Origin of the sequence: Microbacterium sp. NPDC056057, from assembly GCF_042266945.1 — a bacterium.
GTDB classification, from domain to species: Bacteria; Actinomycetota; Actinomycetes; order Actinomycetales; family Microbacteriaceae; genus Microbacterium; species Microbacterium trichothecenolyticum_C.
The window spans coordinates 355,117-375,306 of sequence record NZ_JBHJWS010000001.1 but is presented as its reverse complement, the minus strand read 5'-3'; the positions used below and the strand labels follow the sequence as shown (position 1 = coordinate 375,306).

The window sequence follows — 20,190 nt, the reverse complement described above, 5'->3', positions numbered from 1 at the left end:
TCAGGGCACCCTGCCAGCGGGCGGCTCGCTCTGGCGAGGCGGGGGGATCCGCGCGATGAGCGCGGGCAGGCGATCGGCGATCTCCGACAGCACCGCTGCGGCGGCGGTGAGCCCGGCCGCGGCCGTCGCTCCGGCCGACGACGGACGCGGTGCCCCGGGAACGCCCGACTGGCGCTCCGCCTCCGCGAAGGTCGCCTCGAGGTGGCGCACGGCGACCCGGTACTCGAGGAACTGCTGCGGCGTCACCCTGTCGCGCAGGGTCGGGCGCTTCGCGAGGGCGTCGCGCTGAGCGCGCAGGAAGACGACGGTCGCCGGATGCCGCGGGTCGGTCATCTGCGGATACGCCAGCGCCTTGTCGACATCGGTCTCATACGCCAGCCACCGCGTGTTGACACCGTCGTGCGCGGCGTAGAGGCGGTCGATAGGGAGCGGGTCGCGGGTGGACGCGGCGCGGTACTGGGCGTAGCCGGCCTTCACCCGCGTGCGGCTCGCGCGCAGGGCGAGGGAGGCGGTCTTCTCGTCCTGCCTCGCCGCCTGCAGCTCGCGCCGTGCCTCGGCGGCATGCGCGGGCGGGACCGAGGAGCGCGACTTGGCGGTCAGCAGATCGGCCTGCGCCGTATGCAGGCGCGCCTTCGCGGCGACGAGGTCGCGGTAGGCCTGCGACTCCTCCGCGCGGGCAGCGTCGAGCTCCAGGCGTCGTGCCCGGCGGCTGCGCGTCGTCATTCCGGCATAGGTGGCCGCCCCGGCGCCCACGGCCGCCGGACCGATCCACCACCAGCTCGAGACGATGAGGAGGATGGGCTCCACCCTGCCATGATAAACGCGATATAGCGCGGTTGTCGCCGGGAGTCTGCTGACACCTCGGCCACCCGCCGCGACCTCAGCCGAAGAGGAGGGCGAAGACGGTGGCGCCGCCGCCGACGAGGATCAGGGCGACGATCGTCACCCACGCGATGATCTTGACGCGCCGCTGCCGGGTGTCGTTGAAACCGCTGTACTCGTCGTCCTCGGGCGCCATGGCTCTCATCCTACTTGTGGGGTTTGGGGCGCGTCCCGTCCGTTCGGGGCGCGTCCGACGCGCCCCGAACGCACGCGGCGCGCCCCAAACCGGGAGCTACTCAGGTCAGGCGGTGTGCTCGGTGATGATCGGGCCGAAGGCGTCGGGCAGCGTCGAGGTCGACAGGCCCCGAAGCTCCGCGAGCGGAACCGTGAACAGACCCTGGACCTCGAGCGCGGGCTCGTCGCCGTCCGCGGCCGCGTCGGTCACGCCGATGCGCAGCACCGGGTAGCCCCGGCCCTCGCACAGGCCGCGGAACTTCACGTCGTCCTCGCGGGGGACCGAGACGATGACGCGACCCGTGGACTCCGAGAACAGGGCGGTGGCAGCATCCACTCCGTCGCGCTCCATGATCTCGTTCAGCCACACGCGCGCACCGACGCCGAAGCGCATGGTGGCCTCGGCGAGGGCCTGTGCCAGGCCTCCCGACGAGAGGTCGTGCGCCGACGAGATGAGCGACTGCTGCGAGCCGGCGTGGATGAGCTCGGCGAGCTTCTTCTCCTGCGCGAGGTCGACCGCCGGCGGGCGACCGCCGAGGTGGTCGTGGATCGTGCCGGCCCACTGCGAGCCCGACAGCTCGGTCGAGGTCACGCCGAGCAGGTAGATGTTCTCGCCCGCGTCCTGCCAGCCCGACGGGATGCGGCGCGCGACGTCGTCGATGATTCCCAGCACGCCGACGACGGGCGTCGGGAAGATCGGCTGATCGCCGGTCTGGTTGTAGAACGAGACGTTGCCACCGGTGACGGGGACGCCGAGCTCGAGGCAGGCGTCCGACAGGCCGTCGACGGTCTGCGAGAACTGCCACATGACCTCGGGGTTCTCAGGCGAGCCGAAGTTGAGGCAGTCGGTGACGGCGGTCGGCTCGGCGCCGGTGACGGCGACGTTTCGGTACGCCTCGGCCAGCGCCAGCTTCGCGCCCTGGTACGGGTCGAGCTGGCAGTAGCGGCCGTTGCAGTCGGTGGCGATCGCGAAGCCGAGACCGGAGTGCTCGTCGACGCGGATCATGCCGGCGTCGTCGGGAAACGACAGCGCCGTGTTGCCCATGACGTAGTAGTCGTACTGGTTCGTGATCCACGACGTGTCGGCGAGGTTCGGGCTCGCGACGAGCTTCGTGAACTGCTCACGCAGCGTCTCGGCGTCGGTCGGACGCGGGAGAGCGGATGCCGAGTCCTCACGCAGCGCGTCGATCCACGTGGGGTAGGCCACGGGGCGCTCGTAGACGGGGCCGTCGACCGCGACCGTCGAGGGGTCGACGTCGACGATCTGCTCGCCGTGCCAGAAGATCTGCAGGCGTCCGTCGCCGGTGACCTCGCCGAGGACCGAGGTCTCGACGTCCCACTTGCCGACGACCTCGAGGAACGCGTCGAGCTTCTCGGGCGCGACGATCGCCATCATGCGCTCCTGGCTCTCGCTCATGAGGATCTCCTCGGGCGTGAGCGTGGGGTCGCGCAGCAGCACCTTCTCGAGGTCGACGCGCATGCCCGAGCCGCCGTTCGCGGCGAGCTCGGAGGTCGCGCACGAGATGCCGGCGGCGCCGAGGTCCTGGATGGCCTCGACGAGCTCGTCGCGGTAGAGCTCGAGGCAGCACTCGATGAGCACCTTCTCGGCGAACGGGTCGCCGACCTGCACCGCGGGGCGCTTGGTCGGACCGCCGTCGGCGAAGGTGTCGGAGGCGAGGATCGATGCACCGCCGATGCCGTCGCCGCCGGTGCGGGCGCCGAAGAGCACGACCTTGTTGCCGGCGCCGGTGGCGTTGGCGAGCTTGAGGTCCTCGTGGCGGAGGACCCCCACAGCGAGGGCGTTGACGAGCGGGTTGCCCTGGTACACGGCGTCGAACACGGTCTCGCCGCCGATGTTGGGCAGGCCCAGGCAGTTGCCGTAGAAGCTGATGCCGCTCACGACGCCGTGGACGACTCGCGCCGTGTCGGGGTTGTCGATGGCGCCGAAGCGCAGCTGGTCCATGACGGCCACGGGTCGCGCACCCATCGAGATGATGTCGCGCACGATGCCACCGACGCCGGTCGCGGCGCCCTGGAACGGCTCGATGTAGCTCGGGTGGTTGTGCGACTCGACCTTGAAGGTGACGGCCCAGCCCTCGCCGATGTCGACGACGCCGGCGTTCTGGCCCATGCCGACCATGAGCCGTTCCTTCATCTCGTCGGAGACCTTCTCGCCGAACTTGCGGAGATAGATCTTCGACGACTTGTAGGAGCAGTGCTCCGACCACATGACGGAGTACATCGCCAGCTCGCCCGACGTGGGGCGGCGGCCGAGGATCTCGCGGATCTTCTCGTACTCGTCGGGCTTGAGACCGAGCGCCGCATACGGCTGCTCCTTCTCGGGCGTGGCGGTGGCGTTCTCGACGGTGTCGGCGACAGAGGTCGAAGCGGGGGTGGTCACGCGGCTCAGCTCCAGAAATTCGGGGATGCCGGACCTCAACAGTCTAGTTCGGCACGAGACGGGGTGACGGATCGCGGCTGCTGCAGCATCCGTCGCCAGAAAAGGGGTTGACGGATGCTGCAGCCAGGGCTAACGTACAACCAAATGGTTGTAGGAATTGAGCTCAGCGATGACGAGATCGACCGCGTGTTCCATGCACTGGCGGCGGCGACCCGGCGCGACATCCTGCGTCGGACGCTCTCGAGCGAGTACTCCGTGTCGGCCCTCGCTCGCGAGTACGACATGTCGTTCGCGGCGGTGCAGAAGCACGTCACCGTGCTCGAGGCCGCAGGCCTCATCGTCAAGCGCGCCGAAGGCCGTGAGCGCCTCGTCCGGGCGGACCCCGAGATGATCGCCCGCGCCCGCGTGCTGCTCGCCCGCTACGAAGAACTGTGGCGCGCCCGCATCGACCGGCTCGATGCGCTGCTCGCCGAACCCGCCGGAACGCCCGGCACCACCGAAGAACCGAAGAACGATCCGCGCAGTAACGAAGGAGAATGACGATGCCCGTCACCGACGTCACCACCGATCCCGACGCGCTCACGATGACGCTCACGGCCGACTTCGCCGCTCCGGTCGAGCGCCTGTGGGAGGCCTTCACCGAACCGCGGCAGCTCGAGCGGTTCTGGGGCCCTCCCGGGTACCCCGCCACCTTCACGGAGTTCGACCTCACCGCCGGCGGCCGCGCCAGGTACCACATGACGAGCCCGAAGGGGGAGGAGTACCACGGGGTCTGGGAGTTCCTCGAGATCGACGGACCCCGCACGTTCACCGCGCTCGACTCGTTCGCCGACGAGGACGGCATGCTGCTGGCCGAGATGCCGACCTCCCGCATGGTGTTCGCGTTCACGCAGACGCCGACCGGGTCGCGGCTGGTCAACACCACGTACTTCGACTCCGCCGAGGCGCTCGAGAAGGTTGTCGCGATGGGCGCCGTCGAGGGCTCGACGATGGCGATCAACCAGCTCGACCGCGTGCTCGAGGGGCTGCGCGCCTACTCGGCCGGCAAGGGCACGCAGACCGAGATCCTCGACGACACCCACGTGCGCATCACGCGGCTCATCGAGGGTCCGATCGACCTCGTGTGGCGCGCGCACCAGGAGCCCGAGCTCATGCAGCAGTGGCTGCTCGGCCCCGACGGCTGGCGTATGTCCGTGTGCGAGATCGACCCGTCCGTGGGCGGGAAGTACCAATACCAGTGGGAGCCGCTCGAAGGGACCGAAGGCGAGACCTTCGGCTTCGACGGCGAGACCCTCCTCTCCGAGGCGCCGCGCCGCGCGGTCACGACCGAGCACATGACCGGAACCCCGTTCCCCTCGACGCTCAACGACCTGAGCCTCTACGAGGAGGACGGCGCCACCCTCATCACGCTCCTCATCGAGTACCCCGACAAGGAGACGCGCGACATCGTCCTCGCCACCGGCATGACCGACGGCATGGAAGCCAGCTACGGCCGCCTCGAGGGCATCCTCGCGCAGGTCTGAGTCGGAGGAAAAGTCGAGATGACCGAGAACACCGTCGAGCGGACCGTCACCACCCACGTCGTGGGCGAGGGCGAAGACGTGATCACGTACGACATCCATGGGGATCTGAGCGCGGCCACCGCCGAGAGGCCGGCCCTGTTCCTCTTCGCGGCGCCGATGGACGCCTGGGGACTGGGGCAGCTCGCCGGGCAGTTCGCGGATCGCCCCGTGGTGACCTACGACCCGCGCGGCGCCGGGCGCAACCCGGTGGGCACGGCCGACATCACGGTCGAGCAGCACGCGGCGGACCTGCATCGCGTGATCGCGGCGCTGGACTGCGGCCCCGTCGACGCGTTCGGCACCAGTGGTGGGGCGGTGAACCTGCTCGAAGTGGTCACGGCCCACCCCGAGGACGTGCGCATCGCCGTCGTGCACGAGCCGCCGCTCGCGAACGTGCTCCCCGACCGGGAGGCGGTGCTCGCGGTGGTCGACCACATGAAGCGCACCTACGCCGAGAAGGGCGACGGCGCCGCGATGGCGACCTTCATCCCGTTCGTCATGCTCGACGGCCCGGTGCCCGACGACTATCTCGACCAGCCCGCGCCTGACCCCGCGATGTTCGGCATGTCGGCCGACGACGACGGCACCCGCACGAACCCGCTGCTGCGGAACATGCCGGCGACCATCGTCTACCGCGTCGACGCCGACCGGCTGCGGGCGCTGGGCGATCGGCTCGTGATCGCGGCGGGGGTGGAGTCCGGCGACACGCTGCCCGCGCGCGGCGCCCGCGGCGTCGCCGCGGTGCTCGATCGGCCGGTCACCGACTTTCCGAGCCACCACGGCGGCTTCGCGGATCAACCGGGGTATCCCGGCGACCCCGCCGGCTTCGCGGCACGCCTGCGGGAGATCCTCGACTGATCTCGCCCACCGGGAAATGAGGGGAGACCGTGCTGCGCAGCATCCGTCTCCCCTCGTTCACGCGCCGATCAGCCGAACCGTTCCGATGACGATCAGCAGCACGCCCACGAGGACGCCGAAGATCTGCAGCACCATCGACGCGTGATCGACGAGGAAGACGCGCAGACGGTCGAGCCCCGGGCGCACCCGGGTCCTGCCGACTGTGTACACGACGACGAGCCCGACGACGGTGGACGCTGCCACGACCGTGAAGATCACGACGATCGTCGAGGTCGCGACGAGATCGAGTGCGGCGGCTCCGATCGCGAGGCCGCCGGCGATCGTGAGGACGATGTTCTTCGGCCGGACGTTCATCATGACGCCGAACGCGAACGCGCGCGGTCCCGTCATCCGGGTCGTGAGGCCGTGGAGGTCGAGAGCCTTCGCCGAGTCGGATCGACGGGCTCGCCGGCCGATGACCAGCGTCATCACGATCAGCACGACGCCGATCGCGATCTCGGCCACATGCGCCCACGGCGGGAACGGACCCCGCGCCTGGGCGGGAACGAGCGCAGCGCCGATGGTGAACGCGGCGACGAGGACGAGCAGGCCCCCGAACCACCCGCCGGTGAACAGCACGCTGCGCCGCATCGGGTCGGGAGCGAGCAGCAGCACCAGCACCGAGACGATCGGGAACACGCTCAGCGCGATCGCCAGCGCGATCGGGATCGTGTACCAGAGCACCGTGCCCATGTGCGGCCTCGACTCCCGTCTCCCTCGCCGGCGGGACGAGGGCGCGAGATCATCCTGCCGCACGGCGGCGCTGCGTGCCGGGTTTCCGCCGCGGCCCCGCATGGCCTCCGTCAGGATCGGCAGGCCGGCCGCGAAGGTCTCGTGAGGGGAGGGGACCGCGGCGCGTGCTCGCCGTAGACCGGAGACATGACACTCACGTCGCTCCTCCCCACCCTGAGACACAGCATCCCGTCCCCCTTCACGCGCGATCTCTGGCCGGTCGGCGCGGTGCCCACTCTCGATGACGTCGTCGTCGCCGGAGTCTCGGTCCTCCGGTACGTCGAGCTCTGCGGTACGCCGAGCGTGATGACCGGCGCCGCGGTGATCCCCCTCTCCGGCGGGATGCCGTCGACCTCCGAATCGGCGACGGTGCTCGCGGTGTCGGTCGTCGACGTGATCGGGACGGATGCTGCGAACGCCCGCCTCGTCGGACCGGAACCGGTGATCGTGGTCGATGCGGTGCTGGCCACGGCCCAGCCGCGATGGGGCGAGGCGCGGCTGATCGGGCGCGTCTCGGACGCCCGCGATCGCAGGCACGTCGTTCGTGACGCCGCCGGAAGCGCAGTGCCGGGCGTGGCCCTCGTCCTTCCCGCCGACCTGATTCCCGGGGACCTCATCGCCGTGCCGTGCGTGGGCGCGGTCCCTGTCGGAGATGTGCGTGTGCGAAACGCCGAGATCCAGGCGGAGGTGGCCTGATGCTGCTCTTCACGATCACCTGGGCGCGCCGCTGCGCGCGGGTCGAGGCGGAGTTCGCCGAGTGGTCCGCCCCGGACGCCGATGGGCGGCCCGAGTCCGCGCCCGAGCCGGCGGCGGGGGCGTGACCATAGCCGGCGGCTGATCGGCGCGGGCGGTCCATGCCGTCCCCCTACGATTGGCGGCGTGGACTTCTCCTTCGCTTTCACGCCCGATCTGATCGCCGTGTTCCTGACGCTGTTCGTCCTCGAGGTCGTCCTCGGCGTCGACAACGTCATCTTCATCTCGATCCTCGCGTCCAAGCTCCCCAAGGAGCAGCAGGCCAAGGCCCGCAATCTCGGCCTCACGCTGGCGATGCTGATGCGCGTCGTGCTCGTGCTGTTCGCGGGCTGGATCATCACGCTCAAGGAGGAGGTGTTCTTCATCGGCGAGATGGGCTTCTCGTGGAAGGACATCATCCTCATCGCCGGTGGATTGTTCCTCGTCTACAAGGCCGTGACCGAGATCCACCACAAGCTCGAGGGTTCCGAGGAGGAGCACGGCGGCGGCGGCCGCAAGGCCGTGACCTTCGGCTCGGTGATCGCACAGATCCTGGTGCTCGACCTGGTGTTCTCGCTCGACTCGGTGATCACCGCGGTCGGCATGACCACGAACCTCGTCATCATCATCACCGTCGTCGTGCTGTCCTTCGGCATCATGCTCTTCGCATCGCGCTTCATCTTCGCGTTCGTCAACAAGCACCCCACGGTGAAGATGCTGGCGCTGTCGTTCCTCCTGCTGATCGGTGTGTTCCTCATCGCCGAGGGCTTCGGGTTCCACATCGACAAGGCGTTCATCTACGGCCCGATGGCGTTCGCGATCTTCGTGGAGGCGCTCAACCTCTGGGCCGCCGCCGCGAAGGCGAAGCGCGAGCAGCGCCGCCGCACTCCCGTGCAGCTGCGCCCCCAGTACCCCGACGTCGACGAGTCGGTCGCCGTCGCCGCGGCGCTGTCGAAGGACCCGGGTTCGGGTTCGGTGGGCCTGTCGTCGAAGCCCGTGGCGGGCGACGCGGTGCCGGGCGCGGCCGAGGAGCGCCAGGGCCTCGGCTGAGAAACCGGGAACGCGCGGTTAAACCAGGCGCCGCGCGGTTTCCAGGCTGGATCGCGGTTTCTCGAGCGCGGACGGATGCTGCGAGCCGCAGCATCCGTCCCTCCAGGGCCGTGGGCGCCGCTCAGGCGGCGTCGGCGAGGAGGCGGTAGCCCATGCCCGATTCCGTCAGCAGGTGGGCGGGGTTGCCCGGATCGGATTCGAGCTTCTTGCGCAGCTGCGACATGTACAGCCGCAGGTAGCCGGTGTCGGCCACCTGCTCGGTGCCCCAGATGTCCTTGAGGAGCGCCTGCCGTGTCACGAGCGAGCCGGGGTTGCGCGCCAGGAACTCGAGGATCTTCCACTCCGTCGGCGTGAGGTGCACGCGCTCGCCGGACCGCGTCACCGTCTTCGTCGAGAGGTCCACCACGACGTCCCCGAACGTGACGACGGGGACACCGGATGCTGCGGTCACACGTCGTGACAGCGCCCGCAGTCGTGCGAGCAGCTCGTCGATCTGGAACGGCTTGGTGACGTAGTCGTCGGCGCCGGCGTCGAGCGACTCGACCTTGTCGGCGGAGCCGGTGCGGCCCGAGACCACGATGATCGGGGCCGTCGTCCAGCCCCGCAGAGCCTCGATCACCTGCACGCCGTCGAGGCGCGGCATCCCGAGGTCCACCATCACGATGTCGGGATGCTCCTTGGCGGCGAGGGCCACCGCCGCCGCGCCGTCAGGAGCGGCCACGACCTCGTAGCCGTGCGCGGCGAGCGTGATCCGCAGCGCGCGGACGAGCTGCGGATCGTCGTCGGCGATCAGGACCTTCACGGCAGCGACCTCTCGTCGGCGAGGATCGCGTCCGCGACCGGCAGCGCGATGACCATCGTCAAGCCTCCTCCGGGGGTGTCCTCGGGGGCGAGCGTACCGCCCATTCCCTCGGTGAACCCCTTCGACAGGGCGAGCCCGAGACCCAGGCCCGCGGTGTTGTCGGTGTCCCCGAGCCGTTGGAACGGGACGAACATGTCGTCGCGCCGCTCCGGCGAGACCCCGGTGCCGTGGTCCACCACGCGGATCTCGGCGGTGCGGCCGAGTCGGCTCGTCGCGACGCGCACGTGCGATCCCGCCGGGCTGTGGCGCGCGGCGTTCGCGAGCACGTTCACGAGCACCCGCTGCAGCAGCACCGGGTCGGCCTCGACGAGCGGCAGGTCGGGGTCGAGCGCGAGCTCGAAGCGGTCGGGGCCGGCGCCGAGCTCGTCGAGCGCCGCCAGCACGACGCCGGCGCTGTCGACGGGCTGCAGCGACACCGCGAGCACCCCCGCCTGTACGCGGCTGACGTCGAGCAGGTCGGTGACGAGCGCCGACAGCGTTGTGAGCGACTCATCCGCCGTCGCGAGAAGTTCGGCCCGGTCCTCGGGCGAGAGGTGCGGCCCCGCGGCGCGGAGCCCGCCGACGGCGGCGACCGCGGCGGCGAGCGGGCGGCGCAGGTCGTGGCTCACGGCCGACAGCAGCGCGCTGCGCACCTGGTCCGTCTCGGCGAGAGCTCCGGCCTGCCGTGCCGTGGCGGTGAGGTCGGTGTGCTCGAGGGCCGCGGAGAGCTGGGCGGCGACGGCGTCGATGAGCCGGCGCTCGGAGGCGTCGAGCACGTGGCCGTGCAGCTCGAGCATCGCGGGCGGACCCCCGTTGCGACGCGCGACCGTCACGGCCTCGTAGCGGCCGTCGCGCACGGGCTCGCCGTCGGTCGCGACGACGGAGCCGTCCGCGTCGACCAGGCGCACGCCGGCCAGCCCCAGCGATTCTCGCGTGCGGCTGATGAGCGCAGGCACCGCGGACTCGCCGCGCAGCACGCTGCCGGCGACGTTCGCGAGCAGCTCGGCCTCCGCCTCGGCGCGCCGGGCGGATCGCGCCGCGCGCGCCGCGCGATCGACGATGAAGCTCACCAGCACGGCGATCACGACGTAGAGGACGAGCGCCCAGACGTTCCGCGGATCGGCGACCGACACCGTGTAGTAGGGCGCGACGAAGAAGTAGTTCAGGGTGAAGCCCGACATCACCGCCGCGAAGACCGCGGGCCAGATGCCGCCGACCAGCGAGACCAGCACGACGAGCAGCTGGTATGCGAGCACGTCGCTGGTGATCGTGTCCTCACTGCGCAGCGAGACCAGCAGCCACGTGAGGAGCGGGCCGCCGATCAGTGCGAGCGCGAACCCGAGCACGCGGCGGCGGACGCTCAGGGCACCGCCGGTCACGCGCGGCAGCGGGAACCGATCGCCCGCCGCATCGTGTGTGACGATGTGCACGTCGATGTCGCCGGACTCGCGGATGACCGTCGCCCCGATGCCCGGGCCGGTGAAGAGCGTGGCGAGGCGGCCGCGTCGGCTCACGCCGATCACGAGCTGCGTCGCGTTCACCGAGCGCGCGAACTCGACGAGCGCGCGAGGGATGTCGTCGCCGACCACCTGGTGGTACGTGCCGCCGAGCGACTCGACGAGCGCCCGCTGCGCGGCGAGGGCGCCCGGGTCGCCCGAGCGCAGGCCGTCCTGGCTCGACACGTGCACCGCGAGCAGCTCGCCGCCCGCCGACCGCGCGGCGATGCGCGCGCCGCGGCGCAGCAGCGTCTCGCCCTCGGAGCCGCCGGTGAGCGCGATCACCACCCGCTCGCGCGCCTGCCATGCTCCCTCGATGCCGTGCTCAGCGCGGTAGGTATTGAGGGCGCTGTCGACTTCGTCGGCCAGCCACAGCAGTGCGAGTTCGCGCAGGGCCGTGAGGTTTCCGAGCCGGAAGTAGTTCGACAGGGCCGCGTCGATCCGCTCGGCGGGGTAGACGAGCCCCGCTGAGAGGCGATCGCGCAGCGACTGGGGTGAGAGGTCGACCACCTCGACCTGGTCGGCGGCGCGAACCACGGCATCCGGAACCGTCTCGCGCTGCGCGACGCCGGTGATCTGCTCGACCACCCCGCCGAGCGATTCGATGTGCTGCACGTTGACCGTCGTGATGACGTCGATGCCCGCGTCGAGCAGGTCGGCAACGTCCTGCCAGCGCTTGGGATGCCGCAGGCCCGGCGCGTTGGTGTGGGCGAGCTCGTCGACGAGAGCGATCTCGGGGCTGCGTTCGAGGACCCCCTCGAGGTCCATGTCGCTGAGCTCGACGCCGCGGTGCGACACCAGCGTGCGGGGCACGACGGGCAGTCCGTCCATGAGCGCGGCGGTAGCGGCGCGCCCGTGCGTCTCGACGACCGCGATCACGACGTCGCGCCCGTCGTCGGCGAGGCGGCGGCCCTCTTCGAGCATCTCGTACGTCTTGCCGACGCCGGGCGCCGCGCCGAGCAGCACCCGCAGCTTGCCGCGCTTCACGTGCTCACCCTATGACCCGCGACGGATCCGGCGACCGCTGTCCTCACGGAATCCGAACGGCCGGACTCGGGACCCCGCCGCGGGTGCGCCGGCACGGCCGGGCGGGCTCGGGGCGCGTCTCGTGCATTCGGGGCGCGTCTCGTGCGCCCCAGACGTGCGCCGTGCGCCCCAAACCCCGCGGGTGGTGAGGGCTGCGGCAACTCCGGCCTTCTCTGTTCGCCTGTCACGATGTGCCGGCTCGCCCGGCCTTTTGCGACAGGTGAGCGGGAGGGCAGCGGGTGTTGCGGCCCTGGGCGTTTCTGTTCGCCTGTCACGATGTGCCGGCTCGCCCGGCCTTTTGCGACAGGTGAGCAGGAGCGGGGTGGATGCTGCGGCCCGGGCCACGATCACGAGCCCAGCGCATCGAGGGCGAGGTTGAGCTCGACCACGTTCACCCGCGGCTCGCCGAGGTAGCCGAGGTCGCGCTGCTGGAGGTGCGCCTCGACCACGCTGCGCACCTCGGACTCCGTGAGCCCGCGGGCCGCCGCAACGCGAGGCACCTGGAGCAGCGCGTACGCGGGGCTGATGTGGGGATCGAGTCCCGAGCCCGACGCGGTCACCGCGTCGGCGGGCACCTGCGTCGGATCCACGCCCTCGAGCTCGGCGATCGCGGCCTTGCGCTCCTCGATCGCGGAGACGAGGTCGGGGTTCTCCGGGCCGAGGTTGGAGCCGCTCGACGCCCCGCCGTCGTACCCGTCGCCGGCGGCGGAGGGACGCGACTGGAAGTACTGCGGAAGCGCAGCACCCGAGGCATCCGTGAAGGACTGCCCGATGAGCGCCGACCCGACGGTGTCGCCCGCAGAGTTCTGCACGAGCGAGCCGTTGGCCTGCCACGGCAGGGCGAGCTGACTGATGCCGGTGACGAGCAGGGTGTAGCCGACGCCGAGCACGAGGGTGAAGACGAGCATCGCGCGGACGGCGACGCCGGTCGTGCGGACGGTGGTGCGAGTGGACACGAAGACTCTCCTAGCGGGTCAGAAGCCCGGGATGAGGCTCACGACGAGGTCGATGAGCTTGATGCCGATGAAGGGGGCGATCACGCCGCCGAGCCCGTAGACGAGCAGATTGCGGCTGAGGATCTGCGAGGCGCTCGCAGGGCGGTACTTCACGCCCCGCAGCGCCAGCGGAATGAGGATCACGATGATCACCGCGTTGAAGATGATCGCGCTCGTGACGGCCGAGGCCGGCGACGACAGCTGCATGACGTTGAGCGCCGCGAGGCCGGGGAACACCCCCATGAACATCGCCGGGATGATCGCGAAGTACTTCGCGATGTCGTTGGCCAGCGAGAAGGTGGTGAGCGCGCCGCGCGTGATCAGCAGCTGCTTGCCGATGCGCACGATGTCGATGAGCTTCGTCGGGTCGCTGTCGAGGTCGACCATGTTGCCGGCCTCCTTCGCGGCGGAGGTGCCGGTGTTCATCGCGACGCCGACGTCGGCCTGCGCGAGCGCGGGGGCGTCGTTGGTGCCGTCGCCGGTCATCGCGACGAGGTTGCCGCCCTCCTGCTCCGTGCGGATCAGTGCGAGCTTGTCCTCCGGCGTGGCCTCGGCGAGGTAGTCGTCGACGCCCGCCTCCTTCGCGATCGCCGCGGCCGTCAGGGGGTTGTCGCCCGTGATCATGACCGTGCGGATGCCCATCGACCGCAGCTCGTCGAACCGCTCGCGCAGGCCGTCCTTGACGATGTCCTTGAGGTGGATCACCCCGAGCACCCGGCCCGCGCCGGAGGGATCGAGCTCGGCGACGACGAGCGGCGTGCCGCCCGACTGTGCGATGGCATCGGTCTCGCTCGTCAGCTGGGCGCGCATCGCGGTCGGGACGTCGGATCCGGCTGCTGCGAGCCACGCGATCACGGCAGACCCGGCGCCCTTGCGCACCTGCGTGCCGTCGGCGAGGTCGACGCCGCTCATGCGGGTCTGGGCGGTGAAGGGGACGACGGCGGAGCCGGCGGGTTCTGAGACGTGGATGCTGCGCACGGCTGCCAGCTCGACCACCGAGACGCCCTCGGGGGTGGGGTCGGCGAGCGACGAGAGCGCGGCTGCCCGTGCGAGCTCGTCCTCGCCGACGCCCGGCATGGCGACGAAGTCCGAAGCGCGGCGGTTGCCGTACGTGATCGTGCCCGTCTTGTCGAGGAGCAGCGTCGTGACGTCGCCGGCCGCCTCGACGGCGCGGCCCGACATCGCCAGCACGTTGCGCTGCACGAGGCGGTCCATGCCGGCGATGCCGATGGCCGAGAGCAGCGCCCCGATCGTGGTCGGGATGAGGCACACCAGCAGCGCGATCAGCACCGGGATGCTCACGGGCGACGCGGCGTAGGACGCGATCGGGTTGAGGGTCAGCACCACGATCACGAAGACGATCGACAGGCTCGCAAGCAGGATGTTCAGCGCGATCTCATTAGGCGTCTTCTGTCGCGCGGCGCCCTCCACCAGCGCGATCATGCGGTCGACGAACGTCTCGCCCGGCTTCGACGTGATGCGCACGACGATGCGGTCCGACAGCACGCGGGTGCCGCCGGTGACGGCCGAGCGGTCTCCGCCCGACTCGCGGACGACCGGCGCGGACTCGCCCGTGATCGCCGACTCGTCGACGGTCGCGATGCCGGCGACGATGTCGCCGTCGCCCGGGATCAGCTCGCCAGCCGACACGATGACGACGTCACCGAGCTTCAGATCGGACGAGGAGACCTCGACCGTCTCGGCGAGGTCTGCCGCAGCATCCCTCGTGCCGTCGTAGGCGGTGACGCGACGCGCCATGGTCGACGTGCGGGTCTTTCGCAGCGACGCGGCCTGGGCCTTGCCGCGGCCTTCGGCCACCGACTCCGCGAGGTTCGCGAAGAGCACGGTGAGCCACAGCCAGACGGCGATGCCCCACGTGAAGCCGAAGGGCACCGTGGTGCCGCCGGACTGCTCGGGGCCGCCCAGGAACGGCTCGGCGATCGCGATCGCCGTGGTGAGGGCGGCGCCCACCCACACCAGAAACATGACGGGGTTGCGCCACAGCGCCGCGGGGTTCAGCTTGCGCAGCGCGCCGGGCACGGCCGCCCACAGCTGGGCTGCACTGAACGCCCGGGAGGACGGCTTGGGCGGCTTCGGCGAGACAGAGCCCGCGATGGGATGCGCCGTCGATTCCACCTCCCCGGTCGTTGATCGGGCGAAGCGAGACGAAACGTCAGTAGGCATGTCAGACGAGCCCTTCCGCCAGGGGACCCAGCGTGAGAACGGGGAAGTAGGTGAGTGCGGTGATGACGACCGCGACGACGGCGAGGAGGCCGACGAACTGCGGGCGATGCGTGGGGAGGGTGCCGGCCGTCGAGGGCACCGGCGTCTGGGCGGCGAGCGAGCCGGCAAGGGCGAGCACCAGCACGATTGGCAGGAACCGTCCGAGCAGCATCGCGACGCCGAGCGCCGTGTTGAGCCACGGGGTGTTCGCGGTGAGGCCCGCGAACGCCGAACCGTTGTTGTTGGCCGCCGAGGTGAACGCGTAGAGCACCTCGCCGAGGCCGTGGACGCCCGGGTTCCAGATGGAGGTCGACTCCATGTCGGACCGGATCGCCGGGATGCCGAAGCTCAGCGCCGTGCCCGCGAGCACGAGCGCGGGCGTCACGAGGATGTACAGGCTCGCGAGCTTGATCTGCGTCGGCCCGATCTTCTTGCCGAGGTACTCGGGCGTGCGTCCGACGAGGAGCCCGCCGACGAACACCGCGATGACGGCCAGCACGAGCATGCCGTAGAGGCCCGACCCGACGCCGCCGGGGGCGACCTCGCCGAGCATCATGTTGATCATCGGGATCATGCCGCCGAGCGCCGTGTACGAGTCGTGCATCGAGTTCACCGCGCCGGTCGAGGTGAGGGTGGTCGCTCCGGCGAAGAGCGTCGAGCCCCAGATGCCGTAGCGCACCTCCTTGCCCTCCATCGCGGCGCCGGCGAGCTGGGGCGCGGTGCCGAGCCCGAGCGACTCGAGCCACGTCACCGCCGTGATCGACACGACGGCGATCGTGCTCATGACGGCGAGGATCGCGTAACCCTGACGGTCGTCGCTCACCATGCGCCCGAACGCCCGCGGCAGCGCGACCGGGATCGCGAGGATCAGCAGGATCTCGAGCACGTTCGACCACGGCGTCGGGTTCTCGAACGGGTGCGCGGAGTTGGCGTTGAAGAAGCCGCCGCCATTCGTGCCGAGGAGCTTGATGGCCTCCTGCGAGGCGACCGGCCCGCCCGGGATCGACTGTGTGCCGCCCGCGACCGTGCCGACGTCGACGAACCCGTTGACGTTCTGCACCACGCCCGCGATCACCAGCGCGATCGCCGAGACCACGGCGAGCGGCAGCAGCAGCCGGGTGATCCCACGCGTGAGGTCGACCCAGAAGTTGCCGATCGTCGCGGACCCGCGCCGTGCGAAACCACGGACGAGCGCAACGGCGACGGCGATGCCGACGGCCGCCGACACGAAGTTCTGCACGGCGAGCCCCGCGAGCTGGACGCTGTAGCCCATGGTCAGTTCGGGGGAGTAGGACTGCCAGTTCGTGTTGGTCACGAATGACACCGCGGTGTTGAACGCGAGGCCCTCCGGCACGGCGGGGAGGCCCAGCGAGTACGGCAGCACGGCCTGGAAGCGCTGCAGCGCGTAGACGAAGAGCACGCCGACGGCGGAGAAGGCGAGCACGCCGCGCAGGTAGGCCTGCCACGTCTGCTCCGAGCGCGGATCCACGCCGACGAGCCGGTACATGCCGCGCTCGACGCGCCAGTCCTTGTCTGCGGTGTAGACGCGGGCGATCCAGTCGCCCAGCGGCCGGTAGAGGAGCGCCAGGATCAGGATGACGGTGGCGATCTGCAGGACGCCGGTCCACATGGTGGCGGCGTCCATCAGAACTTCTCCGGCTTCACGAGCGCGACGACGAGGTAGACGATCGCGGCGAGGCCGAGCGCGGCGCCGACGAGCGAGAAGACGATCATCCCCACGCCTCTCCGCTCGTCGCTTCGCGCCGGGCGGAGCCTCGGGCGCGTGGGCCCAGCTTCTCCACCGCCTTGGCGACGAGTCCGACGAGCGCGAACAGCGCGAGCGTCAGGGCGAGGTAGATCACATCGAGCACAGGGTCTCCTGGAGGGTGCGGTTCAGGTGCGGAATCGATGCAACTCCGGGACGGATGCTGCAGCCGCCGTCCTCACGGAATCCGAACGCGGTCCGGCCCGACGCTCACGGGACCCTGACGCGGCGTTGACATGACACCACCTTGATGTCACTCTGACGTCATGCAGATCGCGACCCATGTCGAGGAGCTCCAGCGCCAGCTCGCCGCCGCCGCGGGCCCCGATGACTCCGAAATCACGGCGCGTCTCGCGGCGGCGCTCGAGCCCGCGGTGCGGCTCGCGATCCTCGAGGCGCTGTCCGAGGCGGCGGGCGAGATCACGCGAGAGCTCGCGCCCGGGTCCGTCGACGTGCGCCTGCGCGGGCGCGACGTCGACTTCGTCGTCGCACGGCCGCGGCCCGAGCCCGCGACCGAGGTCGCCGCGAACCCCAGCGGTCCCGTCGTGCTCGCGGCCGCGGCATCCGATGATCCCGATGACGCCACCGCACGCACCACCCTGCGCCTGCCCGACTCGCTCAAGGCGCGCGCCGAGGCGGCCGCCACCGCCGAGGGGCTCTCACTCAACACGTGGCTGGTCCGGGCCGTCGCTGCGGCCGTCGAACCCGCGCCCCCTGCGGCCCGCGGTTCGAGCTCCGCCTACACCGGCTGGGTGCGCTGATGCCCACGTTCCCGGTGTCGGGCCCGGCGGCCGTGCGCATCGAGCTGCAGATGGGCCGCATCGACGTCGTCGCCGAACGCCGCCGCGACCTCGCCGTCGACGTCGCGCCGGCGAACCCGCACCGCGCGGGCGACCGCAGTGCGGCCGACGCGGTGCGGGTGACGCAGGCGGGGTCCGACCTGCGCATCGTCGGACCGGTGCGGTTCAACCTGTTCGGCTCGGGCGACTCCGTCGACGTGGCGGTGCGCATCCCCACCGGTTCGGACGTCTCGCTCGCGCTCAAGTACGGCTCGATCCGCGTCGCCGGCGCCGTCGGCACCGCGCGCATCGCGCTGGACTACGGCGACGCGACCCTCGAGCGCACCGGTCGCGCCGACCTCGGTCTCGGGCACGGCGAGCTGCGCGTCGAGCATGTGCGCGGCGACGCCGACGTCGACATCAAGTCCGGCCGTGCGCGCATCGGCATCGTGGACGGGGCGCTGCGGCTCAAGGGATCGGACGCCGGCATCGACGTCGGCTCGGTCTCGGGCGTCGCCGACATCGCGACGTCGAGCGGGGTCGTGCACCTGGGCGACCCGGGTCCCGCGCTCACGGTGCGGTCTGCCTACGGCCCGGTGCGCATCGGCGACCTCAACGGCGGGACGGCGCGGATCGAGGCCTCCTACGGCGCGGTGGACCTCGGCATCCGCTCGGGCACGGCGGCATGGCTCGATGCGTCGAGCCAGCACGGCGTCGTGCGCAACGAGCTCTCGGCGGCCGCGGGCCCGGTCGAGGGCGAGGCGTCGGTCGAGCTCTACGCCCGTGCCGGGTACGGCGACATCACCGTGCACCGCACGCACCCCGTCGCCGGCGGCGACTAGGGCGCCGCGGTCAGGCCCGGGCGGTCGCGTCCTCGAAGGCGACCCATGCGAGCATCGCGCACTTCACGCGCGCGGTGAACTTCGAGACGCCCGACAGGGCCGCGGCGTCGCCGAAGACCTCTTCATCCAGCGCGATCTCGCCGCGTGAGCGCAGTGCCTCGCGGAAGCCTTCGACGAGAGCGGATGCCTCGGCCCGCGGCATCCGCTCCTCCTCCTCGATGAGCGCGGCGAGCATGGACGCCGACGCCTGCGAGATGGAGCAGCCGGCGCCGTCCCACGTGACCTCGTCGACGGTCGTGCCGTCGTCGGACAGTCGCACGCGGAGGGTGATCTCGTCGCCGCAGATGGGGTTGCGCTGGTACGACGTGGCGACCCGGCCAGCTTCGGCGCCGAGCCCCTTGCCGTGCGGGCGCTTGGAGTGGTCGAGGATGAGCTCCTGGTAGAGCGATTCGAGGCCGCTCATGCGCCGGCTCCGAAGAACGCGCGCACACCCGACAGCGCGTCGAGGAACACGTCGACGTCGTCCGCCGTGTTGTAGAGCGCCGACGACGCGCGCACCGAGGCGGTGAGCCCGAAGCGGCGGTGCAGCGGCTGCGCGCAATGGTGCCCGACCCGCACGGCCACGCCGCGCGCGTCGAGGAACTGACCCACGTCGTGCGCGTGCACGCCGTCGACGTCGAACGCCCAGAGGCCCACGCGCTCCGCGCCCGGCGCATCGCCGAGCAGACGCACCCCGGGGATCGCACGCAGGCCGTCGCCCATGCGCGCTTCGAGCGCCTTCTCGTGCGCGTGCACCGCGGCCATGCCGACGCCGTCGAGGTAGCGAACCGCGGCCGCGAGCCCGATCGCCTGCGACACCGGCTGCGTACCGGCCTCGAAGCGCTGCGGCGGCGGCAGGTACGACGCCTCGTCGAGGGTGACGGTGGTGATCATCGAGCCGCCGGTGAGGAACGGCGGGAGGGTCTCGAGCGCGTCGGCGCGACCGTAGAGGCCGCCGACGGCGTAGGGCCCGAGCATCTTGTGTCCCGAGAAGACCGCGAGGTCGACGCCGAGCGCGGGGAAGTCGAGCGGCAGGTGCGGCGCCGACTGGCAGGCGTCGAGCACGGTCACCGCACCGACGGCCTGCGCGAGGGCGACGAGGTCGGCGACCGGGTTCACGATGCCCAGCACGTTCGACACGTGCGTGAACGCGACGATCCGCGTGCGCTCGCCGATGAGGTCGGCTGCGGCATCCATGTCGAGAGTTCCGTCGTCCTGGACGGGGATGTGACGCAGCACCGCGCCGGTGCGGGCGGCCAGCTCCTGCCAGGGGATGAGGTTCGCGTGGTGCTCGGTCTCGGTGATGACGATCTCGTCACCGGGCTGCAGCGCGAAGCGCGCGCTGGCGGGGGCGCCGCGACCGACCGATGCGTTGCCGATCGCGTAGGCGACGAGGTTGAGTCCGGCGGTCGCGCCGCTCGTCCACACCAGCTGCTCGGGACGTGCGCCGACGAAGCCCGCGACGGTCGTGCGGGCGTCCTCGAAGAGTTCGGTGGCCTCGGCCGCGAGGGTGTGCGCGCCCCGGTGCACGGCGGAGTTGGACCGCGTGAGGAAGTCGACCTCGGCGTCGATGACCGCCTGCGGCTTCTGGCTCGTCGCGCCCGAGTCGAGGTAGACCAGGCGCTCGCCGTTCACGCGCTCGCCGAGGAGCGGGAAATCGGCGCGCAGCAGCGCGGCGTCCAGAGGCGCGGCCTGGGAGGGGGCGGGGGCGGCAGAACTCACCCCTCCAGGCTACGCGGGATGTCGCCACCTGG

General features: G+C 71.1%; 21 protein-coding genes. 8 read left to right on the top strand and 13 right to left on the bottom strand.

Translation table 11 applies throughout. The features are described from left to right. The 3 genes from ACFC1K_RS01640 to purL form a co-directional block, all read right to left on the bottom strand. Window positions 1-807: a hypothetical protein gene (locus ACFC1K_RS01640; protein WP_375870163.1), complete on the bottom strand. Its 807-nt coding sequence runs from the start codon at window positions 805-807 to the stop codon at window positions 1-3. A gap of 73 nt (window positions 808-880) precedes the next feature. After that, complete coding sequence (locus tag ACFC1K_RS01635; RefSeq protein ID WP_204260058.1) at window positions 881-1,018, bottom strand: hypothetical protein; 138 nt, start codon at window positions 1,016-1,018, stop codon at window positions 881-883. 105 nt (window positions 1,019-1,123) lie between these two features. Continuing rightward, window positions 1,124-3,457: a phosphoribosylformylglycinamidine synthase subunit PurL gene (gene purL / locus ACFC1K_RS01630; protein WP_310287012.1), complete on the bottom strand. Its 2,334-nt coding sequence runs from the start codon at window positions 3,455-3,457 to the stop codon at window positions 1,124-1,126. A gap of 144 nt (window positions 3,458-3,601) precedes the next feature. Between purL and ACFC1K_RS01625 the strand changes: the two genes are divergently transcribed. From ACFC1K_RS01625 to ACFC1K_RS01615, 3 genes are read left to right on the top strand one after another with little or no spacing between them, the layout of a single operon-like run. After that, entirely contained in the window at window positions 3,602-3,997 is a 396-nt protein-coding gene (locus tag ACFC1K_RS01625; protein WP_375870162.1) for an ArsR/SmtB family transcription factor, read from the top strand. A 2-nt stretch (window positions 3,998-3,999) separates the two neighbouring features. Beyond that, window positions 4,000-4,980 (top strand): SRPBCC domain-containing protein, encoded by a 981-nt coding sequence (locus tag ACFC1K_RS01620; RefSeq protein ID WP_375870161.1) that lies wholly within the window; start codon window positions 4,000-4,002, stop codon window positions 4,978-4,980. 18 nt (window positions 4,981-4,998) lie between these two features. After that, a complete protein-coding gene (locus tag ACFC1K_RS01615) occupies window positions 4,999-5,877 on the top strand; it encodes an alpha/beta fold hydrolase (RefSeq protein ID WP_375870160.1) in 879 nt (292 codons plus the stop codon). Between the two features lie 57 nt (window positions 5,878-5,934). On the opposite strand, the gene ACFC1K_RS01610 is transcribed toward ACFC1K_RS01615, so the two are convergent. Beyond that, window positions 5,935-6,609 (bottom strand): GAP family protein, encoded by a 675-nt coding sequence (locus tag ACFC1K_RS01610; RefSeq protein WP_375870159.1) that lies wholly within the window; start codon window positions 6,607-6,609, stop codon window positions 5,935-5,937. A 186-nt stretch (window positions 6,610-6,795) separates the two neighbouring features. Between ACFC1K_RS01610 and ACFC1K_RS01605 the strand changes: the two genes are divergently transcribed. From ACFC1K_RS01605 to ACFC1K_RS01595, 3 genes are read left to right on the top strand one after another with little or no spacing between them, the layout of a single operon-like run. Further along, window positions 6,796-7,344: a hypothetical protein gene (locus ACFC1K_RS01605; RefSeq protein ID WP_375870158.1), complete on the top strand. Its 549-nt coding sequence runs from the start codon at window positions 6,796-6,798 to the stop codon at window positions 7,342-7,344. After that, a complete protein-coding gene (locus ACFC1K_RS01600; protein WP_375870157.1) occupies window positions 7,344-7,469 on the top strand; it encodes a hypothetical protein in 126 nt (41 codons plus the stop codon). Before ACFC1K_RS01605 ends, ACFC1K_RS01600 begins: the two co-directional genes overlap by 1 nt. Window positions 7,470-7,527: 58 nt before the next feature. Further along, complete coding sequence (locus ACFC1K_RS01595) at window positions 7,528-8,430, top strand: TerC family protein (RefSeq protein ID WP_375870156.1); 903 nt, start codon at window positions 7,528-7,530, stop codon at window positions 8,428-8,430. Between the two features lie 121 nt (window positions 8,431-8,551). Here ACFC1K_RS01595 and ACFC1K_RS01590 read toward each other — a convergent pair whose 3' ends face one another. The 7 genes from ACFC1K_RS01590 to ACFC1K_RS01560 form a co-directional block, all read right to left on the bottom strand. Then, complete coding sequence (locus tag ACFC1K_RS01590; protein WP_310287032.1) at window positions 8,552-9,232, bottom strand: response regulator; 681 nt, start codon at window positions 9,230-9,232, stop codon at window positions 8,552-8,554. Further along, window positions 9,229-11,754: a DUF4118 domain-containing protein gene (locus tag ACFC1K_RS01585; protein ID WP_375870155.1), complete on the bottom strand. Its 2,526-nt coding sequence runs from the start codon at window positions 11,752-11,754 to the stop codon at window positions 9,229-9,231. The genes ACFC1K_RS01590 and ACFC1K_RS01585 overlap by 4 nt, the downstream gene beginning before the upstream one ends. 386 nt (window positions 11,755-12,140) lie before the next feature. Further along, on the bottom strand, window positions 12,141-12,749 hold the full coding sequence (kdpC, locus tag ACFC1K_RS01580) for a K(+)-transporting ATPase subunit C (RefSeq protein ID WP_375870154.1): 609 nt from the start codon (window positions 12,747-12,749) through the stop codon (window positions 12,141-12,143). A gap of 18 nt (window positions 12,750-12,767) precedes the next feature. Then, window positions 12,768-14,972 carry a potassium-transporting ATPase subunit KdpB gene (gene kdpB, locus ACFC1K_RS01575; protein WP_375870153.1) on the bottom strand — a complete coding sequence of 735 codons (2,205 nt, stop codon included), beginning with the start codon at window positions 14,970-14,972 and terminating at the stop codon, window positions 12,768-12,770. A gap of 1 nt (window position 14,973) precedes the next feature. Further along, complete coding sequence (gene kdpA / locus ACFC1K_RS01570) at window positions 14,974-16,656, bottom strand: potassium-transporting ATPase subunit KdpA (RefSeq protein ID WP_375870152.1); 1,683 nt, start codon at window positions 16,654-16,656, stop codon at window positions 14,974-14,976. Then, window positions 16,656-16,745 carry a potassium-transporting ATPase subunit F gene (locus ACFC1K_RS01565; protein WP_045302164.1) on the bottom strand — a complete coding sequence of 30 codons (90 nt, stop codon included), beginning with the start codon at window positions 16,743-16,745 and terminating at the stop codon, window positions 16,656-16,658. The genes kdpA and ACFC1K_RS01565 overlap by 1 nt, the downstream gene beginning before the upstream one ends. Further along, window positions 16,742-16,882 (bottom strand): hypothetical protein, encoded by a 141-nt coding sequence (locus ACFC1K_RS01560; RefSeq protein ID WP_157005676.1) that lies wholly within the window; start codon window positions 16,880-16,882, stop codon window positions 16,742-16,744. The genes ACFC1K_RS01565 and ACFC1K_RS01560 overlap by 4 nt, the downstream gene beginning before the upstream one ends. 160 nt (window positions 16,883-17,042) lie before the next feature. On the opposite strand from ACFC1K_RS01560, the gene ACFC1K_RS01555 reads away from it, so the two are divergent. Further along, window positions 17,043-17,537 carry a toxin-antitoxin system HicB family antitoxin gene (locus ACFC1K_RS01555; RefSeq protein WP_375870151.1) on the top strand — a complete coding sequence of 165 codons (495 nt, stop codon included), beginning with the start codon at window positions 17,043-17,045 and terminating at the stop codon, window positions 17,535-17,537. Next, a complete protein-coding gene (locus tag ACFC1K_RS01550; protein ID WP_375870150.1) occupies window positions 17,537-18,397 on the top strand; it encodes a DUF4097 domain-containing protein in 861 nt (286 codons plus the stop codon). The genes ACFC1K_RS01555 and ACFC1K_RS01550 overlap by 1 nt, the downstream gene beginning before the upstream one ends. Window positions 18,398-18,407: 10 nt before the next feature. Here ACFC1K_RS01550 and sufU read toward each other — a convergent pair whose 3' ends face one another. Together sufU and ACFC1K_RS01540 are read right to left on the bottom strand one after the other, a co-directional pair. Continuing rightward, complete coding sequence (gene sufU / locus ACFC1K_RS01545; protein WP_375870149.1) at window positions 18,408-18,860, bottom strand: Fe-S cluster assembly sulfur transfer protein SufU; 453 nt, start codon at window positions 18,858-18,860, stop codon at window positions 18,408-18,410. After that, the gene (locus ACFC1K_RS01540) at window positions 18,857-20,158 is read right to left on the bottom strand and encodes a SufS family cysteine desulfurase (RefSeq protein ID WP_375870148.1); all 1,302 of its coding nucleotides are present in this window, start codon (window positions 20,156-20,158) and stop codon (window positions 18,857-18,859) included. Before ACFC1K_RS01540 ends, sufU begins: the two co-directional genes overlap by 4 nt. Between the last annotated feature and the right edge of the window lie 32 nt (window positions 20,159-20,190).